Here is a 17,711-nt window from a genome sequence, read left to right as displayed (position 1 = left end):
CACGATACAAGGTAAAAAAGTGTGCATATCGGCTTTGCATCGAGCGATAAAACGCGTGCGGCGAGGGTTGCCGCAAAGCGATGCATGGGAGGGGAAGAACAACAAGAAGGCAACGCGCTTTCGACACGCCTGCATGCCGCAGCGCGTACAACACGCTGCGGCATGCGCATTCAGAAAAGCCCTTATTTCAAGCCGAAATCGACGCGCGTGGTCGCGCCTTTGTCGTTGATGCCATCGGCGTTCAGCTTCGGCGCGACGACGAACACGCGGCTGCTGTCGATCTTGCCGTCCAGATACTGCTGCACGCTCTGCGCCCGCTGTTGCGCAAGCTCGCGCAGGCTGGCGTCGTTGATCGGCGCATTGGCCGCGAGCGCCGCCTTCATGTCGCTGTCCGGCACGCTCTTGGTCAGGCCGACAAAGTTATGCGGCTTCTTGAAGTCGGCGGACTTGTAGGCCTTGGTCAGGTACTTGTCGTAGTCCTTCGGATCGAGCGTGACGGTCGACAAATCCACGCTCTCGCCGTTGCCCACCACATCCTTGATCTTCTGCTGCTTGACGAGGCGGTCGACGTACAGCGTGCGCAACGCCGGTTCGTCGACAGCAGGATCGACACGGCCGATCAGGTCCATCTTCACCGACGATTTATCGGCGAGCGCCTTCACGATCGTGTCGAGTTTCTTGTTGTCGGCATCCGAGAGCGTCGCGGAACCCGGCTCGAATTCGACGTAGCCCAATTCCTCGCCATTGCCGCCGAACGCGTGAGCGATCAGCGAGAACGGTGCAGTCACCGCCTTTTGCAACAGGTTGAGCACGGCATGCCAGATCAACCCGCCCACGCTGAACTCAGGATTCGACAGCGAGCCCGACACCGGCAGATTCACGTCGATTTCACCGCGCGAATTCTTCAGCAGCGAGATAGCGAGGCGCACCGGCAGTTTGGTCGCCGTATCGTTGTCGATGTGATCGCCGAACGTGAGTTGATCGATGAACAGATGGTTGTCCGCATTCAGTTGATCGTTATCGAGCTTGTAATGCAGATCGACGTTCAGCTTGCCCTTGGTGATCGGATAGCCCGCATATTTCGACGAATACGGCGTGAGGTTGGTCAGCTCGATATCGTGCGCGCTCGCGGTCAGATCGAGCGCCGGTTTGGCGATCAGCGGATTGATCGTGCCGCGTATCGACAGCGGACCGTTAGCCGCAAGCTTTGCAGCGATATCGACCGGCGCGGGCGTGGTGGACTGCGTGCCGAACGCGCCCACCGTACCCTGAATGTTGACCAGGTTCGCGCTGTAATTCGGCTTGATGAAGTTGTCCGTGTACGTCACGCGGCCCTGTTGCAGCACCAGTTGGCCGAAGTGCATCCTGACCGGGCTTTGCGGCGGCGTCGCCGCGGTGACCATGGCGGGCGAGGCCGCCACGGGCGCGGACGCAACCACCGCCGCCGACGCCGCAGGCGGCGTCAACGGCACGGGTTCGGTGCCCCCTTTGGTTCGTGTGAGCGATTGCGCCGCGCCGCTTTCATGCGCGACGACGTCCTTCAGATTCAGCTTGCCTTGTGCGTCGAGCAGCACGCTTCCGTAAAACTTCGTGAAGGTGACGCGGCCCGCGTCCACGACCGTGCCATGTTCGTCGTAATCGGCCTTCAGGTTGGACAGCGCGAGCGAGCCCCAACCCGCGAACGGGTCCGAAGTCGCCTTGTCGAGCATACGCACGTCGACGAGCGCCACGTCGCCGCGGTAGTTCGCTTTCAGCGACTTCGCCTGGCTCAGCGCGAGATCGCCGTTTGCGTTGAGCAGCGCGCTCGCGATCACGGCATTCAGCTTGCTGCCGAAGTAAGGTTCGAGTGCCGCCACGTCGAGCCGGTTCGCGTTCACCTTGACGGCCACCTTGAGCGGCGTCGCCGTGACGTCGCCCTTCACGCCGAGCGTGCCTTTTTTGTTCAGCGTGGCTTGCAGATCGACCGGCAGCGGACGGCTCAGGTCGTCGCTGATCTGCTGCACTTTCAGTTGCATCGGCGTGATGCTCAGCTTGACCGGACGCGGCGTGGTGCTGTCGGTGAAATCGACGGTGGCGTCTTTCAGGTTCAACTCGCCGATCTTGTAGTGCCACGCCGGCCCTTCTTCGTGCGCCTTTTTCGCCGCGTGGATCGCGGTGCGCTGCTGCGCGGTTTCGTGCGGCCCGGCGAGCGAACTCAGGTTGATGCTGCCGTCTTTCAGACGCTGCGCATCCACCGTGAGACCAGTGGTGGCAACGCTGGTTATGTCGGCCGTACGCGCCGCCACGTCCACCTGCTTGACCGCCACCTGGCCCTGCGCGAGCGCGATCACCGGCGCTTTATTGTCGCGCGAGGCGAGCTTCAGCGACTGCACGTCCAGTTGCGTATCGGCGACCGTCAACGCGACCGGCGACTTCGACCAGTTCGCGTCGATATTGACCGTCGCCGACAGCGCGCCGTCGGTCACCTGAGCCGCCGTTGCGGTATCGATGTAGGGCTGCAGGACCGGCAGCTTCAGCGACTTCAGATCGAGTTTCGCGCTGGCCGTCTTCGCTACGAGGCCCACTGCACCCTCGGCGCCGAGCGAACCGCCGTCGCCCAGTTCCGTGTTCAGCGTGTAGTGCGCGGGCGTGGTGGCGAGCGTCGAAAAATCGGTGAGCGTGACTGCGAGCTTTTGCAGACCGAGGTCGACCGGGCGCGAGGCCGCCTCGTCATGGACCTTGACGGTGCCGTCGGCGAGCGCGAAGCGTTTGATCGATAGATCGAGAGGCGGGGCGGCCTTTTCTTCGGCTTTAGTGTTGGCGGCAGGCGCTGCGCCCGACGCAGCGACCGGCGCGGACGCGCTCGCCGATGCCTGCGCATTCTGCGCCGTAGGCGCTGGCGCAAACATCCGCTCGACACTCAGCACGCCGTCTTTGTCGCGCGCGAGATTGGCGCTGGGCGCGTCGATACGGATATCGTCGAAGTGGTAAAGACTTTTCAGCGGTTCAAGCGACGCCGCCGCCACGTGCACCGCGCGCGCCGCGAAGAACGGCGCTTTGTTGCGGTCCTGCACATCCACGTCGTTCAGATCGACGGTGCCCGCGACGCGCAACGAAGGCGCGTCGTTCGACATCACGAAATTGAGCTTGAGATCGGTAGAGAGCTTGCCCGACTGCACGACGATTGGCAGCGTAGTGGGCGCGTACGAGATCAGTCGCGGCACATCGAGCCCGTCGAAACGCAGCGACACTTCCGACTCGCGCGACGCGGCGAACGGCTTGGTCCGGCCGTCGATAGCAAGCGGACTGCCGTCGATCCGCGCACGCAGCAGCGGCTCGACGAAAATATCGGTTTTCGAAGGCAGCGTGGCGATAAACGGGATGCCGAGCTTCCACTGGTCGATCACATGGGTCGCGCCGAGCAGTTTGTCGTCGAACGTAATCTGGCCGTTTTCGACACGAATATTCGACACCGAGAAAAGCGTCGGCTTGCTGTCGGGCTTGGCGGGCTGCTTCGAAAACTTCTCGATCAGATCGGTGAAATTGAAGCGCTGCGCGTCATACCGAACGATATGAAAGCGTGGCGAGTCGACCTGCACTTCATCGACGATCGGCGCACCGCGAAACAGCGAACTCCACGACGGCTTCACGATCAGCCGCGAAATATCGATGAAATCGCCAGCGCCGCCGCGCTCGCCGATATGCACGTTGTCGGCTTCGAGGCGGAGCGTATAAGGATTGAGCGCGATGCGGCCAATCGAGGCGGGCCGGTCGAGCTGCTTGCTGAGTTGTTGCGCGGCGATGTGGCGGATCAGCGGGGGCGCCGCGAAAAAGCCGAGCAGACCGAACAATACGAGAAAGATCAGCAGACCTATCAGGACCCGCCGCGTGCGACGTGACTGCGCAACCTCGCGCACGGTCTGCATGGATGATGCTAGTGATGCTTTATTAAGGCTTGCCATCTCGGTCTTGGGTAATGCGGCGGCAAGCCCGCCGCGAAAACGAAAATCCCGCAAGCGGCAGTATAAAACGTGAATCTCGTGGGGGATAGAAATGTCGAGCGCGGTTTTACAAACATCCGCGTGACGGAGTGGTTTATCCGCCGCCATCAGGCAACGAATAAACCACGATTCAAGGTGTTATTGACAGCGCGTTGTCATCTCGCTGACGTACTTCGCAGGACGCAATGTCTTGCGCGACGCGATGCATCGGTGATCCGGTCACCGACGCATCGCATCGACTCACATCATTGACGCACGACGGCGGGCGGTTGCCAGCTTCCGTCGGTGGCCTGCGGTTTCGGTGCGTACAGACGCAGCACCAGTTGCAGATCGCTGCGCGGCGCGGGCAGCCAGTTGCCGCTTCTGCTGCGCGTCGACGAAACGGTCACGTCGAGCGAGCCGTCGCGATTGCGGCGCGCGCCGTTACGATCGCCGACCGCCAGGCGCGCAGGCGCACTTTCACCCAATGCGCCATCTTTCGTGTACGCGGTGATCGACCAGAAGCCGCGCACCGGCGGCAACTGGTTCGGCGCAAAGTGAATCACGTAGCGGTTCGCGCCGTTCAGCGCGTGACCGTCGCTGTCCTGGGTGACGACCGCGCGTACTTCGTCGTCCTTCGTGCCGATGCCCGGCTGAGTGCTCGCCGCATAAGCGCGCAAGGCGTAGTCGGGGCCGTAGTTGCCCACGCCGTCGCCGAACCAGCTCCAGCCGTTGGCGCTCAGCACGTTGGTCGGCGGCGTGGCGACGCGCTCGTGGCCGTCCGCGAGACCTGCGTTGACGACGGCGGTTGCGTTCGGCAGCTTCACCGGTTCGCCGGGTATCACACCGAAATCCGAGAGGATTTTCAGCGCGTGCGGATCGGCTGGTGTCGGCGGATTGTCAGGCAGCGCATCGGCGAGGCGGCTGAAAAAACCGTTCGCGTCGAGCGCGGCGACCTGCGCGGCCGGAGTCGTAGCGGTGGCGCTGGCGGTGTCGGCGGAATTGCTGCGGGGCGGCGCAACCTGGGCAGCATGCGTGTCGCCGACGTAGACGCTCAGCGGCACGACCCGGATCGCGCGTTGCAACTTGCGCACCGCCGTCAGATCACGCGTGCCGTTCGACTGGATGCGTACGCTCACCCACGCGTTGTGGGTCGGCACGTCGACTCGCGTCACGTTCTTCGGCAAATCACCCTTCCAGTCCGGGCTGACGAACGCAATGCTTTGCGCCTTGATGCCCGCCGCGCGCGTGGCGAACTGGGAACTGGTCGACCACACCACGTTGGTCCACATGTCGAGCACGCGGGCGTCGACATAGCGGCCGTGCGAATCGGGCAAAGAGATGATCACCGGTTCGGCGCCGACGTCGAGCCAGCCGGTCGAGTCGAGCGTGTCGAGACTGGGGCGCGTCGGATTGGCCGCGCCGATCGGCGGCAGCGCCTGCGCGTGGCGCAGCGTATTAATTGGAGCCTGCCCCGGCTCGGTGCCGACCGCCGCGTCGCGCGCGACGCCCATCAGCACCAATGGATAACCGAAGACGTACGAATCGGCGACTTCGTCCTTGATCCAGCCAGTCTTGTTGGGCGTCACGGACGGGCTGGACGAAGCGCAACCAGCCAGAAATGCGAGGCCTGCGAGCGATGCGCAGGTCCAATGAAACGAAAACGGTTCTCGGCGATTTTTTATCATTCGTTGAGGTGGCGGAACGTGCGGTCCTATGGGAGAGGCCGGCGCGCAGCGATACGTGTTTGCGTGGTCTCCCAAAGCCCAGCGCAGCCTGTCTGCGGATCGCAATGCCGACAACTTCGGGTTGTATCGTATCCTTGCCTGTCAGGCAAGCGCAAAGGCAAGAAATGCGCGGGATAACGCGTCAGGGCGCGTCATTTGCGGTACGGTCGATGGTTTTCGCGACACTTATGCCAGCGAGCGAGTCACGGGTCGTTTTTACGCGCTGGCTTTCCGGCGCTTTATTTAGCTTTTATTTTCATTTTTTCGTCCCCCTATTTTTCGTATCCGGAGCGTTTTATGTACATGCCCGCCCATTTCGAAGAGAACCGTCCAGAGGTTCTCCACCGCCTGATCGCCGAGCAGCCGTTCGGCGCGTTGATCACGAATGGGCCGAACGGGCTCGACGCGAACCATTTGCCGTTCGAGGCCGAAACGATTTCCGCAGCGGGCGACGCGACGGCATCGGCTGAAAACCGCCTGATTCTGCGTGCGCACGTCGCCCGCGCGAACCCTGTCTGGCAGGAAGCAGCGACGAATCCCGACGCGCTCGTGATCTTTCAGGGGCCGGCGGCCTACATTTCGCCGACGTGGTACCCGAGCAAACACGACACGCATCGGCAGGTGCCTACGTATAACTACATCGTTGTGCACGCGCATGGGCGGATTGCCGTGCGCGATGACGAAGCGTTCGTGCGCGGGCTGGTCGCGAGGCTGACGCGCAAGATGGAAGCCGGCGAAGCGGTGCCATGGAAAATGGGCGACGCGCCCGCTGACTTCATCAAGCAGATGCTTGGGGCGATTGTCGGGATCGAGATCGAGGTGACACGGCTGGTCGGCAAGTGGAAGCTCGGGCAGAACAAGGAAGCTGCGGACCGGCGCGGGGCGGCCGACACTTTGCTGGACCGCGCATCGGACGAACAGAAGGCCGTCGGGCAGGCAATGCTCGATGCGCCGCCGGCATTCTGAGGCCGAACTTGCCCTGAAGGGGCTCGCCACACAATCCGTCCTTGACCTTCCCATCATAGGAAGGTCGATACTGGGTTCACGATGCGGCCCCATGCCGTTGCGAGCCTTACCTACCATGACCGAACTTGCCAACACGCAGCGCCCCGCAGGCGCTGCCCTTTCTCAACTCCCCGGCCGCACCACCGAACTGGACATCGGCGGGATGACCTGCGCGTCTTGCGCGATGCGCGTCGAGAAGGCGCTGGCGAAAGTGCCGGGCGTGACGCGTGCGTCGGTGAATCTCGCCACCGAGCAGGCGCGTATCGAAAGCGACAACACCGTCGATCCCGAAACGCTCGCCAATGCCGTGCGCAAGGCGGGCTACGACGCCACGCCATCCGTTTCCGCCGAACCAGCGCCGTCTCACGTTCCGCATGCGACGGAACTCGCGATCGGCGGCATGACCTGCGCATCGTGCGCGATGCGCGTCGAAAAAGCGCTGGCGAAAGTGCCGGGCGTCGCGAGCGCATCGGTGAATCTGGCGACTGAAACGGCCACCGTCACCATGAACGATGCGACGCCGGACGCCGCCTTGCTGATCGCCGCCGTCAGGAAAGCCGGCTACGAAGCCGAGCCAATCGCGCCGCCCGCAGCACCTGTCGCCGCGGACACCGCCGACAAAGCCACCCCCGCCGACCGCAAACGCGATCAGGCACGCCAGGACCTCGTCGCCGTCATCGTGTGCGCTTTGCTGACATTGCCGCTGGTCGCGCCGATGGTCGGCGAATGGTTAGGCATCCACGCGATGCTGCCGCCGTGGCTGCAATTCGCGCTTGCGTCGATCGTGCAATTCGGCTTCGGCGCGCGCTTCTATCGCGCGGCCTATCGGGCGATACGCGCAGGCGCGGGCAATATGGACCTGCTGGTCGCGCTCGGTACGTCGGCGGCTTATGGCATCAGCGTGTACGAATTGCTGGGGCATCCGGGCGACACGCTGCATCTGTATTTCGAGGCGTCGGCGGTCGTGATTACGCTGGTGCGCTTCGGCAAATGGCTCGAAGCGCGCGCGAAGCGTCAGACGACTGACGCCATCCGCGCGCTTAACGCGCTGCGTCCCGATCGCGCGCGGATTCGCGTCGGCCACGAGGAACGCGACGTGCCGCTCGCGCAGGTGGGCGTCGGCACCGTCGTGATCGTGCGTCCCGGCGAACGCGTACCGGTCGACGGCGCGGTGCTCGAAGGCCGCACGCATATCGACGAATCGCTGATCACCGGTGAAAGCCTGCCGGTGCCGAAGCAGGCGCCCGATGCGGTCACAGCGGGTTCGATCAACGGCGAGGGCGCGATTGCGGTCACGACCACGGCGATCGGCGCGGAGACGACACTCGCGCGGATCATCCGCCTCGTCGAAAGCGCGCAGGCTGAGAAAGCGCCGATCCAGCGGTTGGTGGACCGCGTCAGCGAAATCTTCGTGCCGGCAATTCTGGCGATTGCGGCGCTCACGCTGGTCGGCTGGCTGCTCGCCGGGGCTGGCGGCGAAACGGCGATTCTGAACGCGGTCGCCGTGCTGGTGATCGCCTGCCCGTGCGCGCTCGGCCTGGCGACGCCCGCCGCGATCATGGCCGGCACCGGCGTCGCAGCGCGGCACGGCGTGCTGATCAAGGATGCCGAAGCGCTGGAAACGGCGCATCGGGTGAACATCGTCGCCTTCGACAAAACCGGCACGCTGACGCTCGGCCGGCCATCGGTGACCGCATTCGAGCCAATCGGCCAGATTACGCGCGACGAGGCGTTGCGATTGGCGGCGGCCGTGCAGCGGCACAGCGATCATCCGTTGGCGCGTGCGGTGGTCGAGGCGTATGAAGCGGTGGCGGCCGGAGCGGACGAGCGTGGCGAACTGGCGGAAACGCAAAATCCGGCGCTTGCTGCATTCATCGCGCGCGGAGTCGGGAACTCCGATGTGGGGGCTGCGACAGAGCCGACATTGGCGGCGGGCATGCAAACGGGTGTGCAGGTTGCATCCGCTGCGCAAGCCGAGATCCAATCCGCTGAACAAGCCGTCCCAACCGGCTCTGCCGCTCGCGCCATCGCCGGTCGCGGTGTCGAAGCGAACGTGGACGGCAGGACGCTGGCGCTCGGCAGTACTCGCTGGCTCAACGAACTCGGCATCGAACTCACGCCTGAATCGGCCGCGCGCGCCAGCGAACTCGAAGCCGCCGGCAACACCGTTTCCTGGCTGATGCAGCGCAGCCCCGGCAACGTCGCCGCGCTCGCCCTCATCGCATTCGGCGATACCGTGAAGCCCACCGCCCGCGCCGCCGTCGAGCGGCTCGCGCAAATGGGCATCAAAAGCGTGCTGATTACCGGCGACAACCACGGCAGCGCGGCGAGCGTCGCCCACGCGCTCGGCATCGACGAATTCCACGCCGAAGTTCTCCCGGACGATAAAGCCCGCGTGATCCGCGACCTGAAGATCCGCTGCGCGGGCATCGTTGCGATGGCGGGCGACGGCATCAACGACGCCCCCGCGCTCGCCGCCGCCGACATCGGCATTGCGATGGCAACCGGCACCGATGTCGCCATGCACGCGGCCGGCATCACGCTGATGCGCGGCGATCCGGCGCTGGTGGCCGACGCCATCGACATCTCGCGCAAGACCTGGCGCAAGATCCAGCAGAACCTGTTCTGGGCGTTCGTGTACAACCTGATCGGCATTCCGCTGGCTGCATTGGGCTTGTTGAATCCGATGCTGGCGGGCGCGGCGATGGCGTTTTCGAGCGTCAGCGTGGTGACGAACGCATTGCTGCTGCGGACGTGGCGCGGGGCGCGCTGACCTGAGCGGCCCCATTTGCTCCGCAGATCTGGCACGGCTTGCTGAAGCCGACACTGGCTGAGCCAGCGATGACGCGTACAAAAGGCAGCGTGGTGGCAATCGTGTGGGGTGGGGTGGCGTGACGAGAAATTCCGCCACTCCTACGCACGTCACGTCATTCGTAAAACGATAAAGCGCTGGCGTTCACACAAGCTGCGTGGCAAGCACCCCGGCGCCGCACCCAACCCGCAACAAACCCACGCCCAATTACAAACCCCTTTCGCGCCACTAAAGCCAACCACCTTCGCGGCCGTTAACCAGACATCGACGCCAGCCATGCCCGCGCATGGTCCGCGTATCCGCCTGTCCCCTATTACTCCGCGATTGCCAATGGATTTTCTCTCTCTTCGCCGCGCCAGCGTTGGCGCCCGGCTCGCCGTACTGTCGTGCGCGCTGGTAGCGTTGATTTTCGCCGCCTTCACGTGGGCGCTCACCCGTTCCGCCAGCCAGCAGGTCCGTGACCAGGTTCTTCAACGGATTGCCGAAAAGGACCGCTCGATCGCCGCGATGATCACGCTGTTCGACAAGGCGCTGTCGGCGGAAGTCGATCGCTCGATGTCGCTGTTCGCCAGTTTCCTGCCCACCAGTTACACGCTCGACGAAACGCAAAAAGTCGATATCGGCGGAATCGCGACGCCCACCCTCAAGGCCGGCGACAAGGTTCTGAACCTGGATTTCACGATCCCCGACCTGTTCCTCGAACGCAGCGGCGCGGTGGCCACGGTGTTTGCGCGCACGGGTGACGATTTCGTCCGCGTGACGACGTCGCTGAAAAAACAGGACGGCAGCCGCGCGATCGGCACGCTGCTCGACCGCAAGGCACCCGCTTACGCGCGGCTGCTCGCGAACCAGTCTTACACGGGACTGGCCGCGCTTTTTGGCAAACGTTTAACTACGCAATATCGGCCGATTACCGACGCGAGCGGCCGCGTGATCGGCGCGCTGTTCGTCGGCGTGAACGTGGACAAGGAGATTCAATCGGTCGAAGACGGCATCCGCAATCTGAAGATCGGCGATAGCGGTTACTACTTTGTCGTCGATGCGTCGAAGGGCGCGGATCGCGGCAAGCTGATCGTCCATCCGGCCGCCGCCGGCCAGAAAGCGGACGACGCGAACGCCCCGTATCAGCAGATGCTGGACCTGAAACAGGGCGAACTCGACTACCGTTCCGCCGACAGCACGCTCAGCGAGCCCAACGCGCGCGACAAGTTCGTATCGTTCGTGACCGTGCCGGAATGGCAATGGCTGGTCGGCGGCATCGCGCCGCGCGACGAGGTGCTGGCCGAGGTCGTCAAGACCCGCAATCAGTTCCTGCTGCTCGGCTTCGCATTGGTCGGCGGCTTCGCGGTGCTGTTCCTGATCGCGGTGCGACGTCTCGTGAGCCGTCCGCTCGACGAAGCCGCCAACGCGTCCGAGCGCTTCGCGTCGGGCGATCTCTCGGTGCGCGTCGCAAAACACGGCAACGCGCGCGCCGATGAAATCGGCCGGCTGATGCAGTCGATCGACGGCATCGGCGAAGGCCTTGCGCGAATCGTTGCACAGGTGCGCCATGCATCGGCGGATATGTCGCACGGCACCGAAAAGATCGCCACAGGCAGCGGCAACATCGCTATGCGGATCGCGACGCAGGCGAGCAGCCTGGAGGAAACGGCGGCGAGCATGGAGCAGATGACGTCGACCGTGCAGCAGAACGCGGACAACGCCACGCAAGCCAACACGCTCGTCACGCGCGCCGCCGACGCCGCGCTCGAAGGCGGCCGCGCGGTCGAACGCGTGGTGTCGACGATGGGCGAAATCAGCCGCTCGTCGCAGAAGATCGCCGAGATCACGACGGTGATCGAAAGCATCGCATTCCAGACCAACATCCTCGCGCTGAACGCGGCTGTCGAAGCCGCGCGCGCGGGCGAGCACGGCAAGGGCTTCGCGGTGGTCGCATCCGAAGTGCGCGCGCTCGCACAACGCAGCGCGGCCTCGGTGAAGGAGATCGAAAGTCTGATCGCGACGTCGACGGCGACCGTGGCAAGCGGCTTCAAGATTGCCGAACACGCCAGCGCGACCATGCAGGGCATCGTCGAACAGGTCGGGCAGGTGCGCGCGATCATGGGTGAAATCAGCGTCGCGTCGCGCGAACAATCGGGCGGCATCGAACAGATCAACCTGGCCGTCACGCAGATCGGCGAGGCCACCCAGCAAAACGCGACGATGGTCGGAGAAGCGGAAATCGCGGCGGCCGAGTTGCGCGATCAGGCTGCGCGTCTTGCGCAGGTGGTCAGCGTGTTCAAGCTCGATAACGCGCGCGATTGATTTGTAGAGTCATGAAAGCTGCTGCTGGCGCAGTGTGTCTCAATGCACCCACGCCGGCAGCGCAACGGCGTCAGAACTCGACATCCAGTTCGTCGATCTCCTCGGCTTCCTGCTGCGCATCGGCGATCCATTCCTGCATCTCGGGCAGCGCCATGATCCGCTGCCCGTATTCGACGATCTCAGGGTCGAGCTTCACGTCGTAAGTCACGAAACGCGTCACCACTGGCGCGTACATCGCATCCGCCGCCGTCCGTTCGCCGAACAGGAACGGGCCGCCGTACTGCTTCAGACAATCCCCCCAGATCGACACGATCCGGTCGATATCGGACTGCGCGCGCGCCCAGACCTTGAAGCCCGGAAAGTGCGCCTTCAGGTTCATCGGCAGCGCCGAGCGCAGCGAGCCGAAACCCGAATGCATCTCGCCGCAAATCGAGCGGCAATGCGCACGCGCGCGAATGTCCTTCGGCAACAGCGCCGCCTCGGGCTTCAATTCGTTCAGATACTCGGCGATCGCCAGCGTGTCCCAGATCTTGATGCCGTCGTGAACGAGGCACGGCACCAGAATCGACGGCGACAGCAGCAGCAATTCGGCGCGCGCCGCCGGGTCGTCGATCGGCATCACGATTTCGTCGAACGGCAGGCCGCTGAATTTCGTCAAGAGCCAGCCGCGCAGCGACCACGACGAATAATTCTTGCTGCTGATCGTGAGCGTGGTCAGCGAGGTTTGCGGGGTATTGGCCATACGTTTCTCCTCCAGATGAGGCGTTCGACCGACGCCTGACGGCCGCCATGCACGCCGTCGTGCGCGCACGCACCAAAGCGCGGCAATTCCGGCCCATCCGACTGACGCGCGCAAATGCTATGCCAATGCGCACCACGCCCTGTCAGTGCGTATGCATGCATGGCACATGACTTGCCTCTGTTTGAACTCCTTCCTTTCCTGCACTCGTGCGAAGGTTATGAACCTGTTCGCATATCCGGCCTATCAGGCCTTCGCCGACATGATGCTGCCGCTGCGGCACAGCGCGGCGCTGATGAATCACTCGCTCGATGCGTGGCCCGCGTTCGGCGACTCGCCGCATGGCCGCTCGATCCGCGCGTCCTGCGAATTGCTGACGCTCGCGGGACTGACGCCCGTGCGGCCGCCGTTCGGGATCGACAGCGTGGTGAGCGACGGCAAGCCGGTAGCGATCGTCGAAGAAGTCGCCGCCCGCACGCCGTTCTGCTCGCTGCTGCATTTCCGCAAGGCGAGCGTGCCTGCCACGCCGCAGCCGCGCGTGCTCGTCATCGCGCCGATGTCCGGCCACTTCGCGACGCTGCTGCGCGGCACCGTGCGCACGATGCTCGCCGAACACGACGTGTACATCACCGACTGGCACAATCCGCGCGACGTGCCGCTCAGCCAGGGCCGCTTCGGTTTCGACGAATTCGTGCAGCACGTGATCGACTTCACGGAGAAGATCGGACCCGGCTCGCATCTGCTGGCCGTGTGTCAGCCGACCGTGGCCGCGCTGGCCGCCGTCGCGCTGATGGCCGCCGACGATCATCCCGCGCAACCGGCCAGCATGACGTTGATGGCCGGCCCGCTCGACACGCGGATCAATCCGACGCGCGTCAACGATCTGGCGAAGAGCAAGCCGCTCGACTGGTTCGAGCGGAATCTGATCAGCGCGGTGCCGTTCGGTTTTGCGGGCGCGCATCGGCGGGTGTATCCGGGGTTCGTGCAACTGACCGCGTTCATGGCGATGAATCTGAACCGCCATTTCGATTCGTTCGAAACGATGTACTACGAACGCGCGAAGGGCGATCCCGCGAAAGCCGACACGATTCACACGTTCTACGAAGAATATTTCGCGACGATGGATCTGACCGCCGACTTCTATCTGGAAACCGTCGACACGGTTTTTCAGCGGCATGCGCTGCCGTTGCACGAACTCGAGGTGCAAGGGCGTCTGGTCGAGCCGTCGAAGATACGGCGCACTGCGTTGCTGACCGTCGAAGGCGAGAAGGACGACATCTGCGCAGTCGGGCAGACGCTCGCCGCGCAGGATATGTGCGACAAACTCAGGCCGTATCTGAAGACGCATCATGTGCAAACCGGCGTCGGCCACTACGGCGTATTCAACGGACGACGCTGGGAGCGGCAGATTTATCCGCGTGTGCGGGCCGTGATTTACGACAACGAACCGCGCGCGGTACTGGTGAGTTCGCGCGCGCGAACGATTCAGCCGGTGTCTGTGCCGGTAGCTACGGCTGTCGAGGTTGCGCCCGCTGCGCCGGCTGCCGCAGCAGTGGTCGATGTCGTGGTGGAGGCGGCTGCGTCGAATGGGTCTTCTGCCGCGAGAGTCAACGGCAGCGGGGCTTCTACGACGAAGACAAAGCCGCAGTCGACAACGCGAGCGACGCGCAGGCGGCCACCGGCTGCGCAGTGAACAGGTTCGGTTTCTACGAACGCGCGGCGGACCCTTTTCTCGGGTTCGCGCCGCGCCCGTCGAACAGTTTGCGCCAGAGCGCGAAGTTGGCCGCGCTCCTGCCCTCACGCTTCATGCCGTGACCTTCAGGCTCCGACTTCAAGCCGCCACGCTCTTCCACGGCGTCACGCCCGGCACTTCGCACGGCCCTTCCGCATCGATCGATTTGAAATCGGCAGGCGACACGATTTCGATGTACTCCATATCCGGCGAGTAATCGAACAGGTAGTGGACGATGCCCGGCGCCTGGTGCACGCAATCGCCGGCGGCGACGAGCGTCTCCTTGTCGCCGTACATGAAGCGCGCCCAGCCCTTCAGCATGATCACAATGTGGAAATCGGCCTCATGACGGTGCCAGCCGGTGCCTTGCTCTGGTGCGTGATTCGCCTTGACGAGTTGCGCGAGGACCTTGCCGCCGGTCGCCTCTGCGATGCCCAGATCGCGGTAGAGAAAGAAGTCCCGCAAGCCCTGATCCACGTAGGACGTGTCTTGCGGACGGACATGACTGAATTGCGTAGCGAGTTCGGTGGACATGATCGCGCTCCTGGAGAGTGAGCCGGCAGTTGAAAACGACGCGTTGGAGCGTCGGTTGCAAGCATCAAGCGGGCCAGTGAGCGCGACTGCTGCGGAAGGCTAGGCGTTTGGGCGGAACATCTGGAACATCTCGCCGATTTCCGCGTAGTCGGCGCGATAACCCGCCCGCATGATCGGTTGCGCGGCGTGGGTGTCGAACAGACCGTCTTTCAGATACGCCTCGTTGATATGCACGCCGACCACCTGCCCCAGCGACAGATAGTTGTCCATCGGCGTGCCGTCGAGCGTATGCAGACGCACCACTTGCAGCAATTTGCATTCGAGCGCGGCCGGCGACTCGGCCACATGCGGAACGGACACATTGCGGCCGGGCGCAGGCGTCAGCCCCGCGAGTTCGAATTCGTCGACGTGCGGTGCGACCGGCGCGGACGAGCGGTTCATCTGCTCGGCAAGCGGCCTGCTCGCCAGATTCCACACGAATTCGCCGGTGGCCTCGATGTTCGACACGCTGTCTTTGCGCCCTTCGCTGCAAAAACCGATGATCGCCGGAAACGTGGCGAACGCGCCGAAGAAGCTGTACGGCGCGAGATTCAACGTGCCGTCGGTCGCGCGTGACGAAATCCAGCCGATCAGCCGCGGCGCGACGATGGCCTTGAACGGATCGTGCGGCAGGCCGTGACCGGCGGCGGGGTCGTAGAAGTAGTGGGACATGAGCGTGATTTTGGAAATTCGGTGGATGAGGCGGGACGGCTAGTTATACCGCAGCGCGGCGGCGCATGCCGGCATGCCCTGGTGCGAAGCCGCGTGCGTGGAGCATCTAGGTTTCAACGCATGCGGCTTCACACCGGTTTTAACGCTGCATCAGCCTCGGCTGATCAGGCTCTTACGCCCCGCCCTGACCTGCGCGAGATGCGAGTCGTCCCATTCGTAGAAGCCCGCGCCGCTGCGCACACCGACACGCCCCGCCTCCACCTGCTTGCGCAGCAGATCGAGCACGTCTTCGTCCTTGGCAAGCTCGGGCATCAGATGCGACGAGATATCGAGGAAAGTATCGAGGCCGCCCATGTCGGCGCCTTCGAACGGGCCGACGATGCTCCACCGGCGTCCGAGCGACGCCTTCATCACCCGATCGACCTCGTCCGCCGTGGCCGCACCGGAGCGGACGATGTTCAACGCCTCACGCAACACCGCAAACTGGATCCGGTTGCCGACGAAGCCCGGAATCGCCTTTTCCAGCACGACCGGCTCCATGCCGATCGCGCTCATCAACGCGGCGGTTTGCTGCGTGACCTCCGGCAAGGTTGCGGTGCCGGGCACGACTTCGACCAGCGGGATCATGTGCGGCGGATTCCAGAAATGCGCGATCACGAAACGCTCTTTCGCGCGCAGCGGCGCGACGAGTTGGTCGGGCGGGAAGCCGCTGGTGTTGCTGGCGAGAATCGCGTCGTCGGCGAGCAGTCCGGTCAGCGTTGCATACAGCCGATGCTTCAGTTCGAGCACCTCGGGAATCGCCTCGATCACGAAGTTCGCGGACGCCATCACATCGATCTGCGTATGCGTCTCGATGCGGGCCAGCGCGGCCGTTTTCGCCGCGAGATCGATCCGCCCGCAGTCGATCAGTTCGTCCAGCACCGCTTCCGCTTTAGGCGCCACGCTCGCCAGACGCGCCGGGTCGACGTCGTGGACGATCGTCCTGTGTCCATGCAACGCACTTTGCGTCGCGATTCCGACGCCCATCAGCCCCGAGCCCACCACTCCGATTGTCGCCTTGTCCACCACACTCTCCCTTGCTTCCAATATCGAATTGAAAGCTTAAAAGCATAACGCAGCACACCGATCGCCGCGCCGAACGTAACAAAGCCGGTCTCCGCGAGGAAGGACCGGCTTTGGGGACTTCACGCCGCCAGATGCGGCGGCGTCATGCACGCATTAATCGTGGTGCGGGTCGCGATGATCGTCGTGATGGTGCGGATCACGGTCGTGCGGATGATTGCGCATCCATTCGTCGTGCGACCAGTAGCGGTGACCGTCGTAGTAACGGTCGCCATGCCAGCCGAGGTTGATCGACACGCCCACCGGCGTCATGTGCGGCTGGCCGTATGCGGCCGGGCCGTTGTCGATGTACACCCGCTCCTGGGCGAAGGCGCTGCCTGCTGCGAGCAATGCGCCACCTGCGAGCAGCGTGGCAATAATCGAACGCGACGTCTTGTTAAAGGTTTTCATTGTGACCTCCCATCAAAGTTTGTATCGAAGCCGGCGTCCGTGTTCGTTCGACCTGGGTCTGCGACATCGGGATCGAACCGGACGCCGTACGCTTGAGACCAACTTTAGCGGTGCAAACCTCGCGAATACGTGAGCACTTGTAAGAGGTCATTTCAGAGTAAGGGACGGATGAAAAGCCGCCCAGCCGGACTTTCCCGCTTGCCAACAAAGGCCTGCGCGAAAGATTGCAGGCAAATTACGTCGGCTGAACGTCAGGCTCCGTTACATTCATTTCGCAGGAGAAATAATTGGCAACGCGGCTAAGACACAGCGAGCAAGAGCGCCCGCCCGTTCTGGATTGCCCAAAACAAAAAGCCACGGTACGCGTTTGCGAACAGTGGCCTCAATCAATTCAATGCGCACCCGACGTGCGCGCCCATACGCGTTGTTTCGCGATTGGGCTGGTACTACGTGGCTTTCTTAGTCGGTCAGCTTGATGCCGAACAGCGTTGCTTGTGCCTTGCGCACGCGCTCCGATTCGCGGCTGCGAGCCTCGAACGAATAGTCCGAATCCAGCGGCAGATGGGGCGACGCAAAGAGATCGCTGACCTTTTGGAACAGTGCAAAAATGAAGCTCATGGCGACTCCCGGTTGGTGATTGCGTTGCTAGGGTTTTCCCTTAAGAAGAAGTATAGGG

General features: G+C 63.5%; 12 protein-coding genes. 4 read left to right on the top strand and 8 right to left on the bottom strand.

Annotation, left to right across the window (positions count from 1 at the left end; translation table 11 throughout):
- Nucleotides 1–182: 182 nt before the first annotated feature.
- On the bottom strand, nucleotides 183–3,941 hold the full coding sequence (locus tag BLS41_RS16310; RefSeq protein ID WP_074766634.1) for a DUF748 domain-containing protein: 3,759 nt from the start codon (nucleotides 3,939–3,941) through the stop codon (nucleotides 183–185).
- Nucleotides 3,942–4,225: 284 nt separating this feature from the next.
- Nucleotides 4,226–5,647 carry a DUF1254 domain-containing protein gene (locus tag BLS41_RS16305; protein WP_074766632.1) on the bottom strand — a complete coding sequence of 474 codons (1,422 nt, stop codon included), beginning with the start codon at nucleotides 5,645–5,647 and terminating at the stop codon, nucleotides 4,226–4,228.
- A 336-nt stretch (nucleotides 5,648–5,983) separates the two neighbouring features.
- On the opposite strand from BLS41_RS16305, the gene BLS41_RS16300 reads away from it, so the two are divergent.
- The 3 genes from BLS41_RS16300 (at nucleotide 5,984) to BLS41_RS16290 (ending at nucleotide 11,807) form a co-directional block, all read left to right on the top strand.
- Nucleotides 5,984–6,652 carry an FMN-binding negative transcriptional regulator gene (locus BLS41_RS16300; protein ID WP_074766630.1) on the top strand — a complete coding sequence of 223 codons (669 nt, stop codon included), beginning with the start codon at nucleotides 5,984–5,986 and terminating at the stop codon, nucleotides 6,650–6,652.
- A 115-nt stretch (nucleotides 6,653–6,767) separates the two neighbouring features.
- The gene (locus BLS41_RS16295) at nucleotides 6,768–9,464 is read left to right on the top strand and encodes a heavy metal translocating P-type ATPase (protein ID WP_074766627.1); all 2,697 of its coding nucleotides are present in this window, start codon (nucleotides 6,768–6,770) and stop codon (nucleotides 9,462–9,464) included.
- 369 nt (nucleotides 9,465–9,833) lie between these two features.
- Nucleotides 9,834–11,807, top strand: coding sequence for a methyl-accepting chemotaxis protein (locus tag BLS41_RS16290; RefSeq protein ID WP_074766625.1), 1,974 nt, complete (start codon nucleotides 9,834–9,836; stop codon nucleotides 11,805–11,807).
- 70 nt (nucleotides 11,808–11,877) lie between these two features.
- On the opposite strand, the gene BLS41_RS16285 is transcribed toward BLS41_RS16290, so the two are convergent.
- Nucleotides 11,878–12,549, bottom strand: a complete 672-nt coding sequence (locus tag BLS41_RS16285; protein WP_074766623.1) for a glutathione S-transferase family protein — start codon at nucleotides 12,547–12,549, stop codon at nucleotides 11,878–11,880.
- 217 nt (nucleotides 12,550–12,766) lie between these two features.
- Here BLS41_RS16285 and BLS41_RS16280 point away from each other — a divergent pair, with 217 nt between their 5' ends.
- Nucleotides 12,767–14,239 carry a polyhydroxyalkanoate depolymerase gene (locus tag BLS41_RS16280; protein ID WP_074766620.1) on the top strand — a complete coding sequence of 491 codons (1,473 nt, stop codon included), beginning with the start codon at nucleotides 12,767–12,769 and terminating at the stop codon, nucleotides 14,237–14,239.
- Between the two features lie 138 nt (nucleotides 14,240–14,377).
- Here the strand turns inward: BLS41_RS16280 and BLS41_RS16275 are convergent, their stop codons facing one another.
- The 5 genes from BLS41_RS16275 to BLS41_RS39045 form a co-directional block, all read right to left on the bottom strand.
- Nucleotides 14,378–14,812 carry a cupin domain-containing protein gene (locus BLS41_RS16275; protein WP_074766618.1) on the bottom strand — a complete coding sequence of 145 codons (435 nt, stop codon included), beginning with the start codon at nucleotides 14,810–14,812 and terminating at the stop codon, nucleotides 14,378–14,380.
- Nucleotides 14,813–14,911: 99 nt separating this feature from the next.
- Complete coding sequence (locus BLS41_RS16270; RefSeq protein WP_074766616.1) at nucleotides 14,912–15,523, bottom strand: flavin reductase family protein; 612 nt, start codon at nucleotides 15,521–15,523, stop codon at nucleotides 14,912–14,914.
- A 150-nt stretch (nucleotides 15,524–15,673) separates the two neighbouring features.
- The gene (locus BLS41_RS16265; protein WP_074766615.1) at nucleotides 15,674–16,588 is read right to left on the bottom strand and encodes a 3-hydroxyacyl-CoA dehydrogenase family protein; all 915 of its coding nucleotides are present in this window, start codon (nucleotides 16,586–16,588) and stop codon (nucleotides 15,674–15,676) included.
- 153 nt (nucleotides 16,589–16,741) lie between these two features.
- The gene (locus BLS41_RS16260) at nucleotides 16,742–17,035 is read right to left on the bottom strand and encodes a hypothetical protein (protein ID WP_074766612.1); all 294 of its coding nucleotides are present in this window, start codon (nucleotides 17,033–17,035) and stop codon (nucleotides 16,742–16,744) included.
- Nucleotides 17,036–17,494: 459 nt separating this feature from the next.
- Nucleotides 17,495–17,653 carry a hypothetical protein gene (locus BLS41_RS39045; protein ID WP_171910253.1) on the bottom strand — a complete coding sequence of 53 codons (159 nt, stop codon included), beginning with the start codon at nucleotides 17,651–17,653 and terminating at the stop codon, nucleotides 17,495–17,497.
- Nucleotides 17,654–17,711: the final 58 nt, after the last annotated feature.

Origin of the sequence: Paraburkholderia fungorum (genome assembly GCF_900099835.1) — a bacterium.
Taxonomy (GTDB): domain Bacteria; phylum Pseudomonadota; class Gammaproteobacteria; order Burkholderiales; family Burkholderiaceae; genus Paraburkholderia; species Paraburkholderia fungorum_A.
Note: the sequence above shows the minus strand (reverse complement) of the source record. Positions and strands in the feature narration are given on the sequence as shown.

What these genes read in the sequence shown, in the direction of transcription:
- BLS41_RS16270 (WP_074766616.1), bottom strand. Translation starts at nt 15,523, where the DNA reads ATGTCCCACTACTTCTACGACCCCGCCGCCGGTCACGGCCTGCCGCAC.
- BLS41_RS16310 (WP_074766634.1), bottom strand. Translation starts at nt 3,941, where the DNA reads ATGGCAAGCCTTAATAAAGCATCACTAGCATCATCCATGCAGACCGTG.
- BLS41_RS39045 (WP_171910253.1), bottom strand. Translation starts at nt 17,653, where the DNA reads ATGAGCTTCATTTTTGCACTGTTCCAAAAGGTCAGCGATCTCTTTGCG.
- BLS41_RS16295 (WP_074766627.1), top strand. Translation starts at nt 6,768, where the DNA reads ATGACCGAACTTGCCAACACGCAGCGCCCCGCAGGCGCTGCCCTTTCT.
- BLS41_RS16275 (WP_074766618.1), bottom strand. Translation starts at nt 14,812, where the DNA reads ATGTCCACCGAACTCGCTACGCAATTCAGTCATGTCCGTCCGCAAGAC.
- BLS41_RS16290 (WP_074766625.1), top strand. Translation starts at nt 9,834, where the DNA reads ATGGATTTTCTCTCTCTTCGCCGCGCCAGCGTTGGCGCCCGGCTCGCC.
- BLS41_RS16280 (WP_074766620.1), top strand. Translation starts at nt 12,767, where the DNA reads ATGAACCTGTTCGCATATCCGGCCTATCAGGCCTTCGCCGACATGATG.
- BLS41_RS16300 (WP_074766630.1), top strand. Translation starts at nt 5,984, where the DNA reads ATGTACATGCCCGCCCATTTCGAAGAGAACCGTCCAGAGGTTCTCCAC.
- BLS41_RS16285 (WP_074766623.1), bottom strand. Translation starts at nt 12,549, where the DNA reads ATGGCCAATACCCCGCAAACCTCGCTGACCACGCTCACGATCAGCAGC.
- BLS41_RS16260 (WP_074766612.1), bottom strand. Translation starts at nt 17,035, where the DNA reads ATGAAAACCTTTAACAAGACGTCGCGTTCGATTATTGCCACGCTGCTC.
- BLS41_RS16305 (WP_074766632.1), bottom strand. Translation starts at nt 5,647, where the DNA reads ATGATAAAAAATCGCCGAGAACCGTTTTCGTTTCATTGGACCTGCGCA.